Raw genomic sequence first — 18,096 nt, forward strand, 5'->3', positions numbered from 1 at the left:
GTAAATCAGATGAGAATGACAGTGACTCGCTGGGCGCGTAAATGCGGCGACGCAGTGTTTTCAGGGAATAGAAAAGGCCGCATTAAATGTGTTGGATCTGAAACTGGCAGTTTGCATTGCGAATCGTTTGCAAACACTATTGGTTGATCGCAATCGCCAGTCGCTTTCGAGTATACGGCAAACTGCTTTTCGCTAATGGAGCACGGACAGTTCTCGCACTCGCAGAGCTGAACTTCATGAGCATGTGATAGGCTTTGCCATTGGCTTTCGTGAGCACTATGCGAAGCGCATAGAAGGTGTAACAACGTTACAGAAAGAACGATGAAAGCGGATAGAATCGCCGTAGGGCGCTTTAGGAACCGGAATGACATAAGTCCTCACGGCATAGCACGCCTAGACGTCCTATTGCAAGAAAAGATCGCGTTGCCGGCGCGATCACGGTTTGAAATAGAACGGGCGACTATATAGGCAGTCGCCCAACGGTTTTTGTGGCCTTTCTATCGGATTCCCATGAATAGATCGAACGGCTGTTCGGGCTGCTGTAGCTGATCGACGTCTTTTGAGTGTTATTGAAATGTCGCAAGAGTGGTTCAAGACTCATATCGAGATCCGTTCCACAATGTTTCGGGTTATGCGTCGTTGACGACGGTCGTAGAGTCTGGTTGTCCGAGGATCTGCATGACCCGCCAAGTTTTGCACGTCTTCCAGTGGTACTCCTTGACTCAGTAGATCGGTAATGGTTGTGACACGAAACGAATGAGGGGATAGTCCATTTGGCAGTCCTCCTTGCCGCATTCGCCGCTTTACCATACGTCCCATGTCGCCCGGCGTCATTCGATTGCGTGTTAACGACTTGGTCCTGCGTACAGTCGTCCGGAAAAGGGGAGCCTTCCTGTCGGAATCGTTGAGCCCTCCCGCCGTAAGATAGTCTCGGATAAACCCCCGGAGGTCGTGCCGAGTTGGTATCTGCCGGACTTTCCCTCGTTTCTCCGTGAATCGAAGGCAGTATTGATCACCGAGGCTAAAGAAGTCCTGGTGATTGAGGCTGGACACCGCACCAACCCGTGCAGCTGTGTAAATGAGAATTCCGATGATTGCCCGGTCGCGTAGGCCCACAACGTTTGACACATCGATGCTATGGATTAGCTGCCTGGCCTGAATAATTGAGATTTCAGGCGTTTTTCCTTCGACAACTTGCAATCGTTCGCTGCGAACCGCGGTGGCTGGATTTAGAAAAACCACGTGGCGCGTAACTAGCACGTCAAAAAAATGTCGTAGGCCGGATAGGTGCAGTTTCTTCGTTGAAGTCGCATAGTCGAGATGATCCAGATACGTCGAAACATCACGAGGCGTCACAGTCGATAGATCACGACCTAGACGTTCACAGTATCGCAAGAATTGCCGCACTGCTTGGCCGTAGGCCTTTCGCGTGTGTGGGTTGCGAATTCGACCGTAGACGAACTCTTCCCAGGCAAATCGAGCTGCTGGACCTGATTCGTCTACCAATGCCGGCGTCTCGATAACAGGCACCGAATTGGTGAAAGATTCGATGTCGGTTTGCCAAGGAGGCGCTTTGCTTAGCAAGTAACTCACGGTGCATCCATGCAGATCCTCGATTCATCAACTCATCAATTCACGAATACGGCCCATCGGGAATTGGATTCCAATAGTTTTTCAACTCCGCAACTTTAATGCATGATAATGTCCTTTGTCATGCACTATTTTGTATGCTGTTTACCTTTAATGTTCTTGGTATTCTTCGAGCTGATGTTTGAACGCTATGTGCTACTGAAATGGGAGATCGAGACAACGCGAAAATCGGGGCATGGAAACTTGAGCAATAACCTCTTCAATAAATGGTTTCAGACAGAGGAATCTAATTCCGACCAGGTGCTGGTGTTGCATGAGCGTGACGGAGGCCGAGAGTTGGTGATGAGCTCCATTGTCGAGACTGTGGCAGATCATTTGGTTGACCTCGAGATCATTGAAAAGATGGGGGGATTTACCAAATCCGCCGCCTTCGTGCGCAACCGCTTACCAGAGGGCGTGAAGCAACGCTCAGGAGACATGGGGGAAATATTGGCAACCGAATTCGTCAACCAGAAAACCAAGTTCTCGGCTTTTGTAAAACGGCTTCGCTACAAAGACGATCGTAACCTAGCCATGCGTGGTGACGATGTGCTTGGATTCCGACAGGCGAAATCAAAAGTCAAGGTGCTAAAGGTTGAAGCAAAGAGTCGCGCAAAACTGTCTCCATCGGTAATTAGAGAAGCTCGCGACGGTTTGGCGAAATACCGTGGTCGGCCAAATCCAGGAACGCTGGGTTTCCTCGAATACATCCTCCGCAAGGAGAATCGTGATACAGAGGCAGAGCTGATTGCACGTCTTCAGCGAGACACAATTAGGGCTCGAGATATTCGCCATTTGGTTTTCACTCTTTCGGGGAACGATCCGACACGCTTCCTGGAGAGCCACACTGAGTGCGTTCAGGATGGTATTCCGTTGTCGCTGTGTGGATGTCGCGTTTCAAGGCACGGTGCATTCATCAAGGACGTTTTCGATTCATGCCTTAGCCTAATCGAGCCAGAGAAAGATGGAGTCAGCTGAAGAGTTAACGAGTCGGCTTAATGACCTTATTCAAAGCGGTACTCGGGGAAAACTCCTGTCCCGGGGGCTGGCTCGTGGAATGGTTTGGTCAAACGGGGAATTGCCACCCGACAGCCCAAATTTTTCTGCAGATCTCACAGTCGATTTACTTGATCACGGCTATTCTGTGCTCGCATGTGCACTGCGATTGCGATCTATTGATCGCGACGCCCAGATTCTCGACGACAGTTTTCGAGTGGCAGCCGAGTCCATAGAAGCTGCAGTTCGGCGCGGCGTTCGCGATACGGATCGTGGGTTTCATTTGACAGTTGCTGGTGCTTCTTTTCATCTTGGCCATTTTGCTGCCAGGTCATTTTCGTTACTGGCAGAAGAAAGAGAAAGACTCAATCTGTCGAGTGTAGAGCGATTGTTAGTTGCTCTTATGCAGCGGCAATTAGGGGAGTTAGAAACACTTTGTTTGAACTGGCTGTCAAGTGAGGAACATAGTGACGACGGAGTGCTCGATGCGCTCGAAAATGACAGCGAATTCTTGACATCAGATGCCTCTCGGATTGTCGTTGCAAGAGTATTCCACCAAGCAATCGCCGAGTTTGAGTTTGCGATTCGCACTGGAGATAGTCAATTTGTTGAGTCTGCAATTTCCTCGCTTGATGAGTGTATCGAAGCGTCTGAAAAGCTGCTGCATGTACCCCTTTTTTGGAGCAGCATACTGGCTCGGCACTTGATCGATGATCTTTGGGACCGAAGTCTACACATGCGATTGCCGATTGGCCCAGATGGAGATGATCGATGGCGAGAACTCCGGAAGAACTTTATCGATATTTTGAGCCAACGAGATGTCGCCGAGATTGACCTTTGGCCATCTCAACTCACGGCGGCGACGAGAGTTACAGACGAGTCGGACAGCCTTGTTGTAGCGCTTCCAACAAGTAGTGGGAAAACGAGAATTGCGGAACTTTGTATTCTGAAATGTCTGGCTAATGGGCGTCGGGTCGTTTACGTCACTCCGTTGCGAGCACTGTCAGCGCAAGTGGAAGTGGCTCTTGGACGAACGTTTCGGCCGCTTGGGTTTTCCGTAACTAGTGTTTATGGCGCAAGCGGGGTAGGTGCATCAGATGTTGACACACTGCAGTCAGCAGACATTGTGGTCGCAACTCCCGAAAAGCTAGATTTCGCGGTAAGGCAGTCTCCAGATGTAATAGACGATATTGCCTTGATCGTACTTGACGAAGGTCACATGATTGGTCTCAACGAACGAGAGATTCGCTATGAAGTTCTCGTGCAACGATTGCTACGAAGGTCGGACGCTGGCGATCGTCGCATCGTTTGTCTTTCGGCAATATTTACGGAAGGTGATCCGTTCGATTCCTTTACGGCATGGATTCGAGCTGACCGACCGGGTGATGCAATTCGTTCAAAATGGCGTCCTACACGGCAACGCTCAGCAACTTTGGAATGGCAAACATCTTCTGCAAGACTGGAGTACCGTGTCCTAGGTGAAGAAGTATTTGTGCACCGATTTATCGAACCGGAGCCTCCTAAGGGTAAGCGGAAAAACTCCTTCCCTCAGAACCGGCGTGAATTATTGGTTGCGACCATTGGTCGATTTCATGCTGAAGGGCATTCGGTTCTTCTCTATTGCCCCGAGAAACGGTCAGTGGAAAGTGTTGCGAGCTCCTACCTGTTGGCAGTAAAGCAAGGGCATGCCAGTCCGTTGACAACTGAAAAGGCCCATTCGGAAATTGAAACGGCTTTGCGAATTGGGGCAGAATGGCTAGGTGAGGACCACCCAGCGATGCAGGCACTTAAAGTAGGGATTGCTGTTCATCACGGGCAATTGCCGAGACCTTTCTTGGGAGAGCTTGAACGGTTACTTCGCCGCAAGGTGATAAGCGTTGCTATTTCCTCTCCAACACTTGCCCAGGGCGTTGACCTTTCGTTCAGCGTTCTCATATTCAACTCGCTGGCTCGTCACGGAAAAACCTTGCCAGCGAAAGAATTTGCGAACGTTGTAGGAAGAGTTGGGCGGGCGTATGTGGATTTGGACGGGATCTACGTGCTTCCTGTCTGGGAGGACAAAACCAAAAACAAGACTGTCAGATTGTTGCGACAACAGAACCGAATTAGAGGGTTCTACAAGCTCGTCAACGAAGCTCACAGCCGACACATGGAAAGCGGCTTGTACTTGTTGATTAAGCTCTGTCTTTACCTGTTGACAGATCGTTTCGGAATCGAAGGTGACAGTCTCGCCGAATACGTGCTCAATCAACAGCCATCGGTAGATGAGCTAACGCAAACGGAGGATGAGGAGGCAAAAATTCTCGGGGTGGTATTGGCCGAGTTAGACGCAGGGGTACTTGCGTTACTGGAAGACTTGAATTGCGATACTGACGATGTCGCCGGTCTACTGGATGAAGCGCTTAAAAGCTCCTATTGGGAGCGACGACTCGCTGTGATGGGCCTAGAAAAAGAGAAACAAACGGCACTTTTGCACGGTCGGGCGAGACATATTTGGAGGCAAACTAGCAATGTGCAAAGGAAAGGTTTTTTCGCGGCGAGTGTAGGCACGAAGGCTGGCTTGTATATTTCTGAAAACGCCAAGAGCCTAGACGATTTGCTTGAGATCTGCGCCGCTGCAATCGAAAACAATGAGCCTTCGGCGTTGGCTAAAGGGTGTTGCGACTTGGCAAGCAAACTGTTTGATGTTTACCCTTTCCAACCCTCGACACTAAGCGATGACTGGAGTGAAAGTGAGTGGCAATCGATTCTAATAACGTGGATCAGCGGAGAGCCGCTTGCAGGTGTCACTGATTCATCTGGAATCGCATTTGTGCAGGAAGGCTTAGTGTTTCGACTTGTTTGGGCCATTGAGGCAGTTCGAATTGTCCTTGCTGCATTAAATGAGAATCCAGCATTAGAAGAAGATGACGCCAGTGATGAACGGCAAACATACGTTGCGATTTGCCTTACCTATGGCGTGCCTGCAATGGCTGCTGCAAGAATGCTTGAAGCGGGAATGGAAAGCCGATTACTTGCCGTTCGTATCGTCAACGAGTTGGACCTTCAGTTCACTACGCGAGATTCGATGCTGCTGTGGCTTGAGTCATCTACAGAGTCAGAGCCACTGGAGTTCTCAGAAAACGAGCGAAAAATTTGGCGAAAGTTTTTGGCAAGCAATGAACAGGATTCCAAAACTTGGTCACGACAAGTTGAGCAAGTTCAGTTTGAGCTTTCCGAAGATTGGGAAGTCGAAGTCGGTCTTCCCGTGAGAGTTATGTCAGATAGCGATGGAAACGCAAATGTCTACGCGAGTGATTTTGAGTGGCTGGGAAAGATTGCGTCTTCGGTAAACAGCGACTCTTCGACAATCGGAGTTGTTCAGAGTGACACTTTGATTCAGATGCAAAGATACGGTCCTCTTGAACTATCAATACCAAACTGGATGCTGGAGCTTTTCTCGACAGAATCTAGTTGAGATGTTCATTGCTCGTAATAGGGCCGCCAAAAAAAGGCCCTGCCTACACACGAGGTGTAGACAGGGCTGGTTGTCGGCGATTCTATCCGTCGAGGTCGGGGCTCAGTAGCTCCCAACAGTCACCTGTGCAGCGCCAAGTTTGTACCACGTTACCGTTATCAACCACGACGACATCGCCGATCGAGGTTGAGCGGTTTGGTCGGAGCAAGTCCAACCATTCCACGCGCACTTCGTCGTCCCTGGAAAGTTCGATACCTTGAGTCAGCCGAAAGACCTCCTCAAGATCGATTTCCAAGACTTGAGCCACCGGCTCATAGTCAAAGGGCCACCGAGGCTGAACACCAAAGTAGTGAAGCCCCATGAAGTGTGGATGAAAGTGATACACAGTTGACATTACCGCACGATCGTGTTTTTTTGAGTAGTTCATTTGATTGAACCTCAAATGGTGGCCGGTATCTCCCGGAAGTTGCCGTACAACTTCCAGAGAAAGGTGGATACCGGCTTTTTCTATTACGTCCTTCCTCCTTAAAACCAAAAAGCTCTAAGCAAGAATTGCGAAACAGACCCAACGCGACCGCGGTGATGCGGATGTGGAATCGTCCATAGCCCGTTACAAAGCCCAGGCTGCGGCATAGAAATTCGGTTAATTGCCAATGAACGGTGTGAGCTCCCGCTTGGGAGCAAAGTTCATTTTAGTCGAATGAGTCGATGGTGAAGGGTTGCTGGGAAGAATTTTTGAGCAATTTGAAATTAAGAGGTCCTCGGTAGTCCGAAAACAATTGAAAACCTCCGTACTCTGAACCTCTCGGTTCATTTGCCATGGTCGAGCGACAATTAGTTTATTCGCCCGAATTGGTTGCCTGCTCGAAGATCCAGCTATGCGCTTGATCTGCGACTTTGGCAACAAGCGGAAGATCGTCTCTTCCAAAAGACGTTGAATCCTTCCATTGCTCGCCATCCTTGTAGATCCTGGTCACTGTCACGTTGTGCCGTGTGCCGTTCTGGGTTTCGTTTTCCCAGATGGCTGCTTTGATGCGTCCCAAACGCACCTCGTGAACAGGTCGAACTTTTGGCTTTGACGCCATGGGCAGATTCCTCCAAACGAGTAAAGAAACAAAACAGGATTTGCGCGCCGGCGTTTACACTGCCAGACTCAAGAGTTGACCGATCTTGGCGTCCAGCTCGGTACGTGTGCCGGCTAGTTGAATTTCTTGCGATCGCCGCGTGAGCGCATCAACCAGCGAATAGATGGTAAATGCTCCTGCATTCTGGGCATCCTTAAGAGCTTCCTTGATCAGATTGCGAGGAATACCGTGTTTGGCAAGTTGCTTGGTTGCCTCCTCGGCATCGTCGCCGAGTTTTTCGGTCATCGCATTTTGCATCACTTGTACAAAGCCGTCGCGACGTTCATCGCGTTTTGCGACAAGCCGCTCGATAATGGAGCGGATTTCATCAAGCCCTTTACGCACATTTGCAGTGTGCTTACGCGTAAACTCAACGACCTCTGTCGCATCCCAGACGATGTGGTTCTGGCAAATCCGTTGGAACCAGAACGTTTGAATGCCGAGAGTGCGGCGTCCAACTTCTGAATTCCAGAGGAAGAAACCAGGCGCGAACGCTTCACCGTCGATTTCCGCCCAACCGGTTGGGTCGATCATGAATGCAAACATGTCTTGTTCGCCACAGTAGAGCCCGGTGCTGACGCCATCCATCGCGGTTTGCGGCGGAGTGAAGTCCGATGCAAACTCCTGGACAACGTCAAGCAATTCCGTGTTCCACAGCCGAGTGTAGGAAACACCGTGGACCGATCGGATTTGCTCATCACTGGTGAGAAACTGAAGCGGCTTTTCAGTGCTTGGCAGTGTCTCACTAAGAGCCTTGCTTGCTGTCTTGGGAGTCAATCGATTGATCGTGTCCTTGCTCACGCCGGCCATGCGGCAGAGCTGGGAGAACGACCAGTCATTGAGCTGAAAATCCGGGGCATCGCCAAGACAGAACGTTAGATCATGCGTCAAAACAAGCTCTTCCGGCCGAAGCCAGCGATCTGTGCTTTGTTCGCGATCCTGTTTGCATCGCCGATACAGTGCATCGAATGAATCAAAGCACTCATCGGGCGACCTGCGAAACAATTCCTGGTGTGCTCTTGTGAGCGTAGCCATGGCAGTCACTCTTGCTTTCGTGTCAAAAAACACCCTCCCAAACGTTGGTCAGGATCCGGGCCGCCTCGATCGCAGAGACAGTCCAGATCCCAACCAAGCTGAAGAAGAAAGCGGAGTGGCTGAGATGAATTACTCAGTAGCGTTAAAAACCTTTTAGACCACCGACCTCATGAGTCAGGCCTGTACCTGAATCATGAGATCTGAATCACTCTACCCAGTTTCGTGCTGTAATCTTCGATCCATTAACACAGTGACCGGGCAAAGTCATCCGAAAGAACTTGGTGATTTAAATTGGTCGCGTTGGCTTCGTCGTCTTTCATCCGTCGGGGCTCGCCCCGCGACCTGTGGCCCCGCACGGTGAAAGATGGCGAAGCCGGCATGAGCGATGAAGGGCTGTATGTAGCTGCACGCAAGCCGTTGGCTTTGTTGCTCGGATTCTCTGAGCGGGCTTTTCGCAGGTGTTGCTGACGGAACAACCAGTTGACCATTGAGGGCGAAGATGTGTCGGCGGTTGCAGCTTGTCTGTCAACGGCCGCACAGCGAAGCCTCATTCTGCTGTCGAGCGACATGGCTCTCAAATTGGATCATACAAATCGCCCTGTTTGCCCAGGCGGCTGAGCCAAGTTGAGTACCATGTTGCGGACCACTGCCCTGAGCAAGGTCGGCGTCTGCGAACTTGGTCAGCGCATAAAAAATCCCACCTTATATTGTTACTGCCCGGTGGGAGGGGACAGTCCGCCTTATTGTTCTCCCGGCGGAGGGGGAGGTGTGCTCTATTGTAAGCGTCGCTTTGGCAAACGTCACTTGGCAAGTGTGCCATTTTCGACCATTAGTTCACCGAATTTGATCAGGAATTGCTGGGCTTTCTCGATGGCGGCGATTTTGTCGTTCTTCCCAGTGACATTGACGGAGTTGAAATAAAAGAACTCGGGCAGTGCCCCCCGTGGGCGGTCGTTGTAGTAGGAGCCCAAGGAGAGCAGTTCTTCAAGCCCGGTGTTGCTGGGCGTCAATGCACCTTTGCCCACCAGGTAACTCAATGAGGCGGGGCCACTGCCGGCGGTGCGAAGTTTACGTCCGTCAGCAAGAAAAGCCTGCAGGTATTGTTTGACCTGCGGCAATTCGCGATTGTATTCACGAACGAGCTGGGCCTTAGCTTCTGCCGCAGCCCGTACAGCCTTGGCCGCATCGATCTCAGCTTTGATGGATTTGGCATCGGCCAGAATTTTGGCTGCAGTCTCATCACCGACCATTTCTGCGGCCTTTCGTTCGGCTTCGGCAATCTTTGCGCGATTCTCTGCTTCTTGAGCAGCAAGTTTTTCTGCCGCTTCTTTCTTCGCCTGTTCGACTTGCCCGCTCACCAACTCACGACGCTTGGCATCTTGAGCTTGGGAGAGAATGCTGATGGCTTGTGCAAGCGTCTGGCTTTCATTTGGTTGAAGGCTTTGTGCCTGCTGCACGATGGCTTCAATATCGGAAGTGACGCGGTCTAGCGCCGCCAACGCATCTGAGACTTGCGATTCAATGGATGCCAGTGAGGATTGCAGAGCACCTGAGGGCACATATCCGCCGACTTTTTCATCAATGGCCTTTGCGGGGGCAATCATAAGCCGATCCAATCGCGATGAAAGGCTTGAGCATATCGTTGGGCCGGGCAAGGTCACATCCAACGCGGCGTTGTACTCTGCGACAAGCTTGGGGCTGGCAGCAATTTTGCGCCCCACATCGCCTTTTTCGAGTTCAGAGATGCGTTTCGAAAGAGCTGACTGCTTTTGGCTAAGCAAGTCGATCTGTGCGGAGACCAATTCGCCCTGTTCGATCACTGCCATGGAGTTGACCTGCGAGATGGATTTTTCTTGTTCTTCATAAACCTTTGCGGTCCTGAGATCCTCCATTACGGTCTGCAAATTCGCCATCTGCTTTTGCAACTCCATGTTCTGGTTGGTTTGCTCGGCGAGTCTTGACTCAGCATTTTCAGCTTCTTGCAGAGACTTGAGATAGGCAAATCCGCCGAAACCAACAACAAGTACAAGCGCACCAATAGGAAGCAGGCGCCCGAGGTCGAGGCGTGATTCATCGGGGTTTCGAGCAGGGGCGGGGTCGGTCTGCTGATTCATGGCGTCAGTGGTGTGAATTCAGTTAGAGGAACGGGGAGGTTTTTTGGTTTGCTTCTTCTTACGTTTTGTGCTGGTGGGTTTTGCCGACTTGAATTGGTCTTCGGTGATTTCCTTGGCTCCGCTGGAGCTTGCCGGAGAATCGGGAGGAGAGTCTGGCAGTGGTTTGACCGGATCAAATTGGTCGAGGGGACTTGAGAGTTCGACTTCTGTTCCAACCACGGTTTCATCGCTGGGCTCGGGCCAGGATTGCTCTTTTCGGTGGCTGTATTCGTCTGCTGAAATATGGAATTTGGAACGCATGATAAAAGGGAAACCACCGTATTGAGCATAGCCAGCACCACGCCGTATCTGGACGATGCTTTGGTCCTCCGCATCGGTTGCCAATAGGACATCATTGGTGCGCAATCGCGGTGTGGTCGACTCACTTTGATTGAGGTTCAGAATGCCGCCACCAAATGGGCCGGCCATTCCCACTTTTTGACCGTAAGAACGGGTATGCACGAGTGCTTCCCCGGAAACTTCGACTAGTTCACGCAAGTCTTCGATGTTGGAAGCCGCAAAAACTTGCTTGTAGCGAGTATTGGTGCGAACCGTTGGCATGAGATCGATGCCCGGCTTTTTTAGGTCATAGATTGATTGGTTGGCCAGGATAAGTCCCATCTTCATGCTGCGGGCGGTCTGCATGAGCAGTTCGAGATTGTTTGCGACAAGTCGCTGAAACTCGTCGATGAAGACAAAGGTCTGAACACGTTTTGCATCGGGGGTTTGTCTGGCAGAGCCGATCATGGAATAGAGTGCAATCCGAGCGATCTCGGCAGAGGAGGCGGTGCCAAGTGAGGATGGAAGCTGTAAGTAGATGACCTGCGGTCTGCGAAAAACGTCTGCAAAATCGATTTGATGATCGATCACGGATTTTGGATACTCGTCGTTGTCGATCACATTGAGTGCCTCTGTTGAGGCAAGCCGCTGTGAAATACTGACCAGGTGACTTGCATTCTTGCGGACTTCGGCAGCATAAGGTACGTCGATGCCGGTGGGCAGAATCTCGGCAAGCTGTTTGAAGGAGCGAATGTGTCGATGAGCCTGCAAGGTGCGATAGAGGTAGTCGGCATTCGCATCAGCGTAGAAGCCTCGGCCATAATCCGTCCCGTACTGCAAACCCAAGGCGGCAGTGATGACGTCAGTCTTTTGGTAAAGGGAAAGGCCGTCGAAGTACTCCTGAGTGAAGGGATTGAAGGCGTAGGAGCTTTTGCCAAGTTCATTGGTGAACCAACGAAATGGTTTACCGGCTGATTCGGCGTCCATTCTTGTGCCGGAGAACAGCGCAGAGTCATCTCCCTTAAGATCGATGACAACGATGGAACAATCCTGTTGGCGAATCAGCTGATTGAGAATCAAGGATATCCCAAGCGAAGTTTTCCCAGACCCGGAGTCACCAAGGATGTGGGCATGTTCTTCAAATACGGAACGGGGCACCATGATTGGCGAACCATCGGAAACGTTTGTGCCTAGCAGCAAACTCTTCTGTTCTGTCTCGTCCCCGGATTTAACAACGTCGTCGACCAGGCGGTTCCAATTCCCAAATGAGAGAATGGTGTCGGGGTGGGCTTCCAATTGTTCTCGCAAGTTGGCTGCCACACGAACGCTTGCAGCGTAGAGAAACGCAATTGGAAAGCTAAACGCGAGCAACAACATGATGGCCTGCTCCAGGCCGAGGATGAGAAAGATTTGTGCAAAGACAAATCCCTCACGAGCCTGTGGCTTTCCAAAATTAGTGACATCATTCTCATAAGGATGCTCGATTTTGGAGAACAGCAGAAAAATTGGTCGATCTTGCGCAGCACTCTTTGCTACCTGTTCTTCCGGTGCTGGATCGTGCGGCTGTGTCGACATGGGGACGCGAAGAGGTGCGTCGATAAGACCAAGCATCTCGCGAACTTGCTGGCGGCGATTCTCTTGGGGTAATCGCTCAAGAAGTTTTAGCTGGAACGGTTCGAGGTCGTGGGCAAGTGTTGGAATTGCGTCCAAATCGCCGGACCACGAATCAAACTCTCTCTCTAAGGCTAATTGCTTTTTAAACTCGGCTTGCCTACTAGCAAAGTCCGGTGGGCGGATGAACTCTCTGAGTCTTTTCTCCTGTGCTTGTCGCGCTTGCTCATCATCGGTCCGCTGTTTCACCGATGCACTGGTGCGCGCGTAGGCCAGTCTTTCGTGCATGGCATGGCGATAGCTCACCAAGGGAATCAATGCTGCCGCCCAGAGATAGATGACACCAAGCAACATCTTTCTACGAGACGTGGCATGACCTACCGGTGAGCGAAGGATTCCTGGCGCAGCAACCTCGCGGCTGTTGTAACAATTCCAGTCGACAAAGCTTCGCTTAAAGGCCCGCCAAGCAAGTGTGACCCGTAGCGGACGGCGACCGTAGAAAACTGCCGCCAGTAATTCCACGGCAACGGGAAGCAGAACGATGACACCAAGAGTTGCCAGCGAGGCTGCAAAATGAAGCGATCCGCCCTCTGGATTTGCCGCGGTATCCAAGCCATCAACGATAAAGGGCGCAGCGACTAAGACCAATACAATGAGCCCATAGAACTCCATGCCGCGAATGGTGTTCAGGCTAAACAGTCGGCTTGGCCATTTTGAACGTACAAAGCGGGCGCGATCCCTAGGAAAAGGCGTCGTTGTTCCTAAGTAAAGCGTCAGTTTGGTAAAACGATCGGCGACAATAGCCGTAAACGCCGATGCCAGCAGAAGGAGTGCAAACAGCGATCTCAAGTAGAGGATGTAGAGCAGTAGCGCCGGCAGAGCTACGAAGTAGAGCGGATAGTGCCACCACTTTGATGGCCAACCAATCAGAGTGGCGGTCACTGTGAATGCAGCAAGGCATGCCAGCACTCCGTAAAGATCGTATGCCCAGGGAATTGGTAGAAAGTGTTCGGGGATGCTTCGAAGTAGGCAAATAAAAACAGCGACAATCAGCGTTCTGCGAATGGTCTTTTTGGCCGCAGCACGTGATTCCGAGTATGCAGGAAACTCGGTTTGAATTCCCGATGTGTCAGGCAAACGCTCGACCTGCACTGGGTTTTCAAAGGATTGTCGCAAACTCTGCGGGAGCCCAGGGACTCGATCTATGAGTCTCTTGAATTGATCATAGAGCATTTAGAATTCTGCCCCCGGAAGTTGGCCTTTCTGTGCGGAGGCTGTCAACAAAGGGCGAAGTCCTTTGACCACTTCTACTCGAAAAAAGACCTTCCATTCTTGGCGGGAGATGCAATCTTCGATTTGCGTCTTCTTATCATCAAACGCGGTGAGAATTGTCAGCATAAAACTCTTCTGGTGTATCAGCGAAGCAATTCCCGGATTTGCAACTACCCGCTCCAAGTATTCGCGTGAACGACGAAGGAGGTGTGCGGGGGAGCTGCCGTGATCAACTCGCATCGCCGCTAGACGAGATTGGCCACCTTGATAGTCGATGTAGAACATCCCTGGGCGGAGCTTCTTTCCTCGGATACCACCGATGTATTGCTTTAGCTCGCTGACAAGCAAGCGTTCTCTGGGCACAGCTCCGTTGCAGCAGAACTGCAAAGCCGCATAGTTATCGATCAAGGCTTGCGGTCCATGGGCAGAGGCTTTTGAAGCTGATAGGCCGTGGAGTTTGGCAGCTACCTCGCCAAGACCGAAGTAGACGCGATCGGCATCGAGAGCGTATTTCTGCAACACGTTCATCTGGATCAAACGCGATGTGACCTTGCTAACGGCACTGATGTCCGAGTCCGCAAAGAAGAGTTTTTGCAGAACATCCCGCGTGGTCATGCGGTAGCGTTTGATGTGGTCGAGGATTTCATAATCTCGATCGCTTAGCCGAGTCTTGCTCACTTTCTCACCAAATTTCGTAGGGCAGGGCGTTTGCACTGCACTCCTGGTGAAAAGCCAGCAGACGTGCCTTGTCATACGCTCCACCGAATTCCAGGACAAGCTGAGGAGTGGCACCCGGCAGCGATGCGATGACGGCATCAGGTAGTTTCTGCCTGCGGCGATGGGGAGCGAGGATATCTTCGCCAACCCAATATTGTATCAGATCGGCGCGAGATTTCCTTAGCTGCAAGTACATTTCGGCAACCCCGATGTCGTGCGTTGCTTGGTAGTGGTGCTTGAGTCTTCCTGTGGCAGCACCACCGAATTGTTTTGCAGCCGCCTTGGTCGCGATGTAGGCCGAGACAGGACGCGGCGTGGCGTGCCAACGACTTTGCATTTTCCACGCCGCAGAGCCCAGATTGGGTTGGTCCTGACCAGGTGCCCAGGTAACGATGGGCGATGAAAGTTCGTGCAGCTCGACTACAGTAAGGCGAATCCTTCTGAGCAACAGTTCGTCTTCAAGTTGCTTGAGGCGTTTGCGTGCCTGGTCGTGTGAGTGTTTGCTAGAGGCCCACCAAGTTCGTGCGATCTGATTGAGTGTAAACAGCCGCACTCGGGCAGCAAGCGTTGAGACGATTTCACTATCACGGTCAGTAAGCCTCATGCAATCGTTGCGCCTTGGTCAGTGAAGAAGCCGGGGGAGTGAACGCATCACAGTATTCAACGCACAACGTGTTAGAACATACCCATAGGTGACACCTTGAATGACATGTAGTCGATTGACCCAACAATTCGTTGGGCATCCGCGTCTGCACGAGGCATGTTGACAGGCACGTGCCACGTTAAACCGCGGTGCCATCCATGGACTAGGGCGTCGCGCCAGCGGCGCCCCACGCGGGCGTTCAGCCCGCGTAAAAAGGCCGGAGCGTACAGCGCAGGCCGTTAACAGTTTGCACCCGACCCCAGTCGGGTCAAACTGGGGCGAGCGGCCAAGCGAGCCCAAGCGACCGTACAGGTCGCAAGCGTGCACCGGCCCAAGCCGGTCACGCGCAAAGCCGTTCAGGCTAAGCCGCGTACAGCGGCGCGCGATTTAGCAACCATCCTAATCGGAAATTCTTGGTCTGAAGTCAGCACCGAGAGTTTCGGCGTGGTGTTGTTAGACTGCCAAAAGGGTGCGGAGCAATCGCTCCGCACGTTTCTGAGTGATAGTCTTTATGAAAGCAGTCGCAGCCACACAATGCGGCGGTCTCGTTTCCTGATCCAGCGGCGAGCAAGTCGCAGTCCCCGCAATGCGTCGCCAAGATCATCAGTGCTCAGTAGCTGGTAGACTGTTGCTCCCCATTCACCAAGGCCCATACGGCGTTGATCCACTCTCCAAGCGTTTTGTGGATGGTCGTTGGAATCGTACCAGATTCGCGTGATGACCATACCAACGCTAAAGATGCGAACCGGGTGACGCACCTCGTTTCCCAGCTGTCCTGGCTCATCTTGCTGGACCTCCACGTTGCTTTGCGCCCCAACAAAGGTTTCTGTTTCATAGGGGTGCGCGCCCGAGGGTAGCACGCTGAGGTTGTCTCGAATGTGTTTTAGGTTCATGTCTCGAATCCTTTCGTTTGATTGGCTAATTTTGGGGTTAATACTCAGAGGGATACAGAACGGTCGTTGCACTGCGGTCGGCTTCGGTGATGATCCAAATCTTATCTCCGCTTTTGCTTCGATAGACGGAGAGCAAACGGGCTCCCGTCTTGAGCGCCTGTTGATTGGCTAATTTGTCTTCTTGGCAACAGATTCCCCAGTCTCCGCAGGCGTGACGTGCGACCATTGCAAACATCTCTTGGCGGTCGAGCGATTCATTGATACCTCGTGTCGAATAGAGGTTACCGAGTGGAAACAGGCTGTAAGGCATAGTTGGTTTTCGTTTTATTTTCATCGTTGTCTCTCCTGCTAACGGGCGCGGTACTGCCCGCGTTTAATCAGTGGCCCCTGCGGCATGTTTTTGTGCCGAGTAGGCCTTTCACTCACCGATGAAGGCGTACTCGGAGCGAAAACAAGACAAATCCAGGCAACGCGAGAGGTGCCGGGCGAAAGCCCGGTGCTGCGAGCGACCTTGTTGGCAGGAATTTGGATCGAGGAAGGAAATGCAAGCCAATGGACGATGGTACGGCGAGAACCACCAATGGGAGAAATCACTGCCGCAGGCTGGAGCGATCGCCGGAAGTCGGAGCGAAAACAGCAAGCAGCATGACAGTCGTAGGCTGGCATGATGCTTGCTCGCTTCGGCGCCCCGAGTGATTTCTGCAGCTTGTGACAAAATGTCAAACATTTTTGCAGTAAAGCTGAACTGAGCGTTTGAAACGGATGCTTTGAATCGAGGCAAGGTGTCAGTACAAGGTGTCACTTTGCTGCGAACTTCTGCGCAAAGCATAGCGTTGCTAAATCGCATTTACACTTGCAAGGGCTAGTGCCGTTTCGAGTGTGACTTTCATCGAGAAACGGCTTTCCTCCACTACTCTTGTCGCTTCGTTATTAACTTCGAAGCGTTCCGTAAGTAGATGGAGAACATGATTGTGAGTTGGTTCAACAAGCCGGAGGATTCTGCACCGGCTCCCGTTGAGGAATCTTCTGTACCGACCGATGAAACGGTGGTGGAGGTAACTTCTGGGGAGCAGCAGGAAGGGACTGAGGATTGTGAGGAAGCAGAAGTCAGCAGATCGTTGGCACTGCTTTCGCAAGCCCACCAGGCAATCTCCGAGGCTCGCTCGCTTAATGAGCTAAAAGACATTCGTGATAAAGCCGAGGCGGCGCGCAAGTACGCGCAGGCGGCAGGAATGGGACTGGAGATTCAGAACTATGCAGCGGAGGTCAAACTTCGCGCAGAGCGACGAGCTGGGAAGCTGTTGGGAAAACTGAAGTTACACGGTGGTGACCGTAGCGATGAGTCCGCTTCGCACCGTGTCACGTTAAGTGACATCGGTGTAACAAAAGATCAATCCTCGCGGTGGCAACTGACAGCCATCGTTCCGGAAAAAGAGTTTGAACGATACGTCGATACGACGCGTGCTGATTGTGGCGAGGTGACAACGGCGGGGCTCGTGCGAATTGCACGCAAGATTAGGTCAAAAAAGAAGAATCGCAGCGTAAACGGTGTTGAGGCTGATATCACCAATTGTGTGGTGATCAACAATGTCGAGCAGTTGACTGGTGACAACAAATTCTCCTGCATCTATGTCGACCCACCGTGGTCAGGTGATGGGGAAGGCAACGACGGTCTGGTGCGTTCGCTTGGTGAACTGCCGATTCCAACAGTGGCAGAAGACAACGCCCACCTCCATATCTGGGCAACTAATGCGACTTTCAGCGAAGCCAAGCAAGTCTTGGAGAGTTGGGGTTTTTCATATCAGGCGTGCTTGATTTGTCTAAATCCCGATGGGCAGTCAACGGACTACTGGATTGAAGCCCACGAGTTCCTGCTGTTAGGAATCCGCGGCGAACTTCCGTTTGCCGAAACCACGCTCAACAGTTGGATGCGTGCGGTGCGCGAATCCGATGGTCGGGCTCCAGAGCGGGTACGCAAGATCATTGAGCGGGTCAGTCCAGGGCCATATCTGGAACTTTTTGGGCGAAACAAAGTCAGCGGCTGGACTATCTACAGCACGGATATCGAGAGCGACAACATTGAAGTAGAGGAAAAGAGCAATGAAGAAACCGATGCATGAGATCCGGTTTGGGTTGGTCAAAGCCGTGATCTGGAGAAACCAGACAAAGTCGGGTCAGCGACACAACGTCACTGTCTGCCGTTTATTCAAGAACGGTGATGTATGGAAAGAATCAGCGCAGTTTGGTCGTGACGACCTTCCGCTCTTGGCAAAGGTCGTCGACTTGG

General features: G+C 51.8%; 13 protein-coding genes. 3 read left to right on the forward strand and 10 right to left on the reverse strand.

Features of this window, described 5'->3' with window-relative positions:
• Positions 1 to 597: 597 nt before the first annotated feature.
• Positions 598 to 1,593 (reverse strand): tyrosine-type recombinase/integrase, encoded by a 996-nt coding sequence (locus Mal15_RS26980; protein WP_315854275.1) that lies wholly within the window; start codon positions 1,591 to 1,593, stop codon positions 598 to 600.
• A 174-nt stretch (positions 1,594 to 1,767) separates the two neighbouring features.
• Between Mal15_RS26980 and Mal15_RS26985 the strand changes: the two genes are divergently transcribed.
• Positions 1,768 to 2,607 carry a Hachiman antiphage defense system protein HamA gene (locus tag Mal15_RS26985; protein WP_167547078.1) on the forward strand — a complete coding sequence of 280 codons (840 nt, stop codon included), beginning with the start codon at positions 1,768 to 1,770 and terminating at the stop codon, positions 2,605 to 2,607.
• Positions 2,594 to 6,082 carry a DEAD/DEAH box helicase gene (locus tag Mal15_RS26990; protein WP_147870601.1) on the forward strand — a complete coding sequence of 1,163 codons (3,489 nt, stop codon included), beginning with the start codon at positions 2,594 to 2,596 and terminating at the stop codon, positions 6,080 to 6,082. The genes Mal15_RS26985 and Mal15_RS26990 overlap by 14 nt, the downstream gene beginning before the upstream one ends.
• 82 nt (positions 6,083 to 6,164) lie before the next feature.
• Here Mal15_RS26990 and Mal15_RS26995 read toward each other — a convergent pair whose 3' ends face one another.
• The 9 genes from Mal15_RS26995 to Mal15_RS27035 all read right to left on the reverse strand — a co-directional run bounded on the left by Mal15_RS26995 (position 6,165) and on the right by Mal15_RS27035 (position 16,143).
• A complete protein-coding gene (locus Mal15_RS26995; protein WP_147870602.1) occupies positions 6,165 to 6,509 on the reverse strand; it encodes a hypothetical protein in 345 nt (114 codons plus the stop codon).
• Positions 6,510 to 6,921: 412 nt separating this feature from the next.
• Complete coding sequence (locus tag Mal15_RS27000; RefSeq protein WP_147870603.1) at positions 6,922 to 7,167, reverse strand: hypothetical protein; 246 nt, start codon at positions 7,165 to 7,167, stop codon at positions 6,922 to 6,924.
• Between the two features lie 54 nt (positions 7,168 to 7,221).
• Entirely contained in the window at positions 7,222 to 8,241 is a 1,020-nt protein-coding gene (locus tag Mal15_RS27005) for a DUF932 domain-containing protein (RefSeq protein ID WP_147870604.1), read from the reverse strand.
• An 800-nt stretch (positions 8,242 to 9,041) separates the two neighbouring features.
• On the reverse strand, positions 9,042 to 10,355 hold the full coding sequence (locus tag Mal15_RS27010; RefSeq protein ID WP_147870605.1) for a coiled-coil domain-containing protein: 1,314 nt from the start codon (positions 10,353 to 10,355) through the stop codon (positions 9,042 to 9,044).
• Positions 10,356 to 10,373: 18 nt separating this feature from the next.
• On the reverse strand, positions 10,374 to 13,436 hold the full coding sequence (locus Mal15_RS27015; protein ID WP_167547079.1) for a type IV secretory system conjugative DNA transfer family protein: 3,063 nt from the start codon (positions 13,434 to 13,436) through the stop codon (positions 10,374 to 10,376).
• Between the two features lie 81 nt (positions 13,437 to 13,517).
• Positions 13,518 to 14,234: a hypothetical protein gene (locus Mal15_RS27020; protein ID WP_147870607.1), complete on the reverse strand. Its 717-nt coding sequence runs from the start codon at positions 14,232 to 14,234 to the stop codon at positions 13,518 to 13,520.
• Positions 14,235 to 14,238: 4 nt separating this feature from the next.
• Entirely contained in the window at positions 14,239 to 14,877 is a 639-nt protein-coding gene (locus tag Mal15_RS27025; RefSeq protein WP_147870608.1) for a hypothetical protein, read from the reverse strand.
• A gap of 548 nt (positions 14,878 to 15,425) precedes the next feature.
• Entirely contained in the window at positions 15,426 to 15,809 is a 384-nt protein-coding gene (locus Mal15_RS27030; protein ID WP_147870609.1) for a hypothetical protein, read from the reverse strand.
• Positions 15,810 to 15,846: 37 nt separating this feature from the next.
• Positions 15,847 to 16,143 carry a hypothetical protein gene (locus Mal15_RS27035; protein WP_147870610.1) on the reverse strand — a complete coding sequence of 99 codons (297 nt, stop codon included), beginning with the start codon at positions 16,141 to 16,143 and terminating at the stop codon, positions 15,847 to 15,849.
• Positions 16,144 to 16,780: 637 nt separating this feature from the next.
• Here Mal15_RS27035 and Mal15_RS27040 point away from each other — a divergent pair.
• Positions 16,781 to 17,929: an MT-A70 family methyltransferase gene (locus Mal15_RS27040; protein WP_167547080.1), complete on the forward strand. Its 1,149-nt coding sequence runs from the start codon at positions 16,781 to 16,783 to the stop codon at positions 17,927 to 17,929.
• Positions 17,930 to 18,096: the final 167 nt, after the last annotated feature.

The sequence above is a fragment of the Stieleria maiorica genome, from assembly GCF_008035925.1.
Lineage (GTDB): Bacteria > Planctomycetota > Planctomycetia > Pirellulales > Pirellulaceae > Stieleria > Stieleria maiorica.

What these genes read in the sequence shown, in the direction of transcription:
- Mal15_RS26985 (WP_167547078.1), top strand. Translation starts at nt 1,768, where the DNA reads ATGTTTGAACGCTATGTGCTACTGAAATGGGAGATCGAGACAACGCGA.
- Mal15_RS26990 (WP_147870601.1), top strand. Translation starts at nt 2,594, where the DNA reads ATGGAGTCAGCTGAAGAGTTAACGAGTCGGCTTAATGACCTTATTCAA.
- Mal15_RS26995 (WP_147870602.1), bottom strand. Translation starts at nt 6,509, where the DNA reads ATGAACTACTCAAAAAAACACGATCGTGCGGTAATGTCAACTGTGTAT.
- Mal15_RS27000 (WP_147870603.1), bottom strand. Translation starts at nt 7,167, where the DNA reads ATGGCGTCAAAGCCAAAAGTTCGACCTGTTCACGAGGTGCGTTTGGGA.
- Mal15_RS27005 (WP_147870604.1), bottom strand. Translation starts at nt 8,241, where the DNA reads ATGGCTACGCTCACAAGAGCACACCAGGAATTGTTTCGCAGGTCGCCC.
- Mal15_RS27010 (WP_147870605.1), bottom strand. Translation starts at nt 10,355, where the DNA reads ATGAATCAGCAGACCGACCCCGCCCCTGCTCGAAACCCCGATGAATCA.
- Mal15_RS27025 (WP_147870608.1), bottom strand. Translation starts at nt 14,877, where the DNA reads ATGAGGCTTACTGACCGTGATAGTGAAATCGTCTCAACGCTTGCTGCC.
- Mal15_RS27030 (WP_147870609.1), bottom strand. Translation starts at nt 15,809, where the DNA reads ATGAACCTAAAACACATTCGAGACAACCTCAGCGTGCTACCCTCGGGC.
- Mal15_RS27035 (WP_147870610.1), bottom strand. Translation starts at nt 16,143, where the DNA reads ATGAAAATAAAACGAAAACCAACTATGCCTTACAGCCTGTTTCCACTC.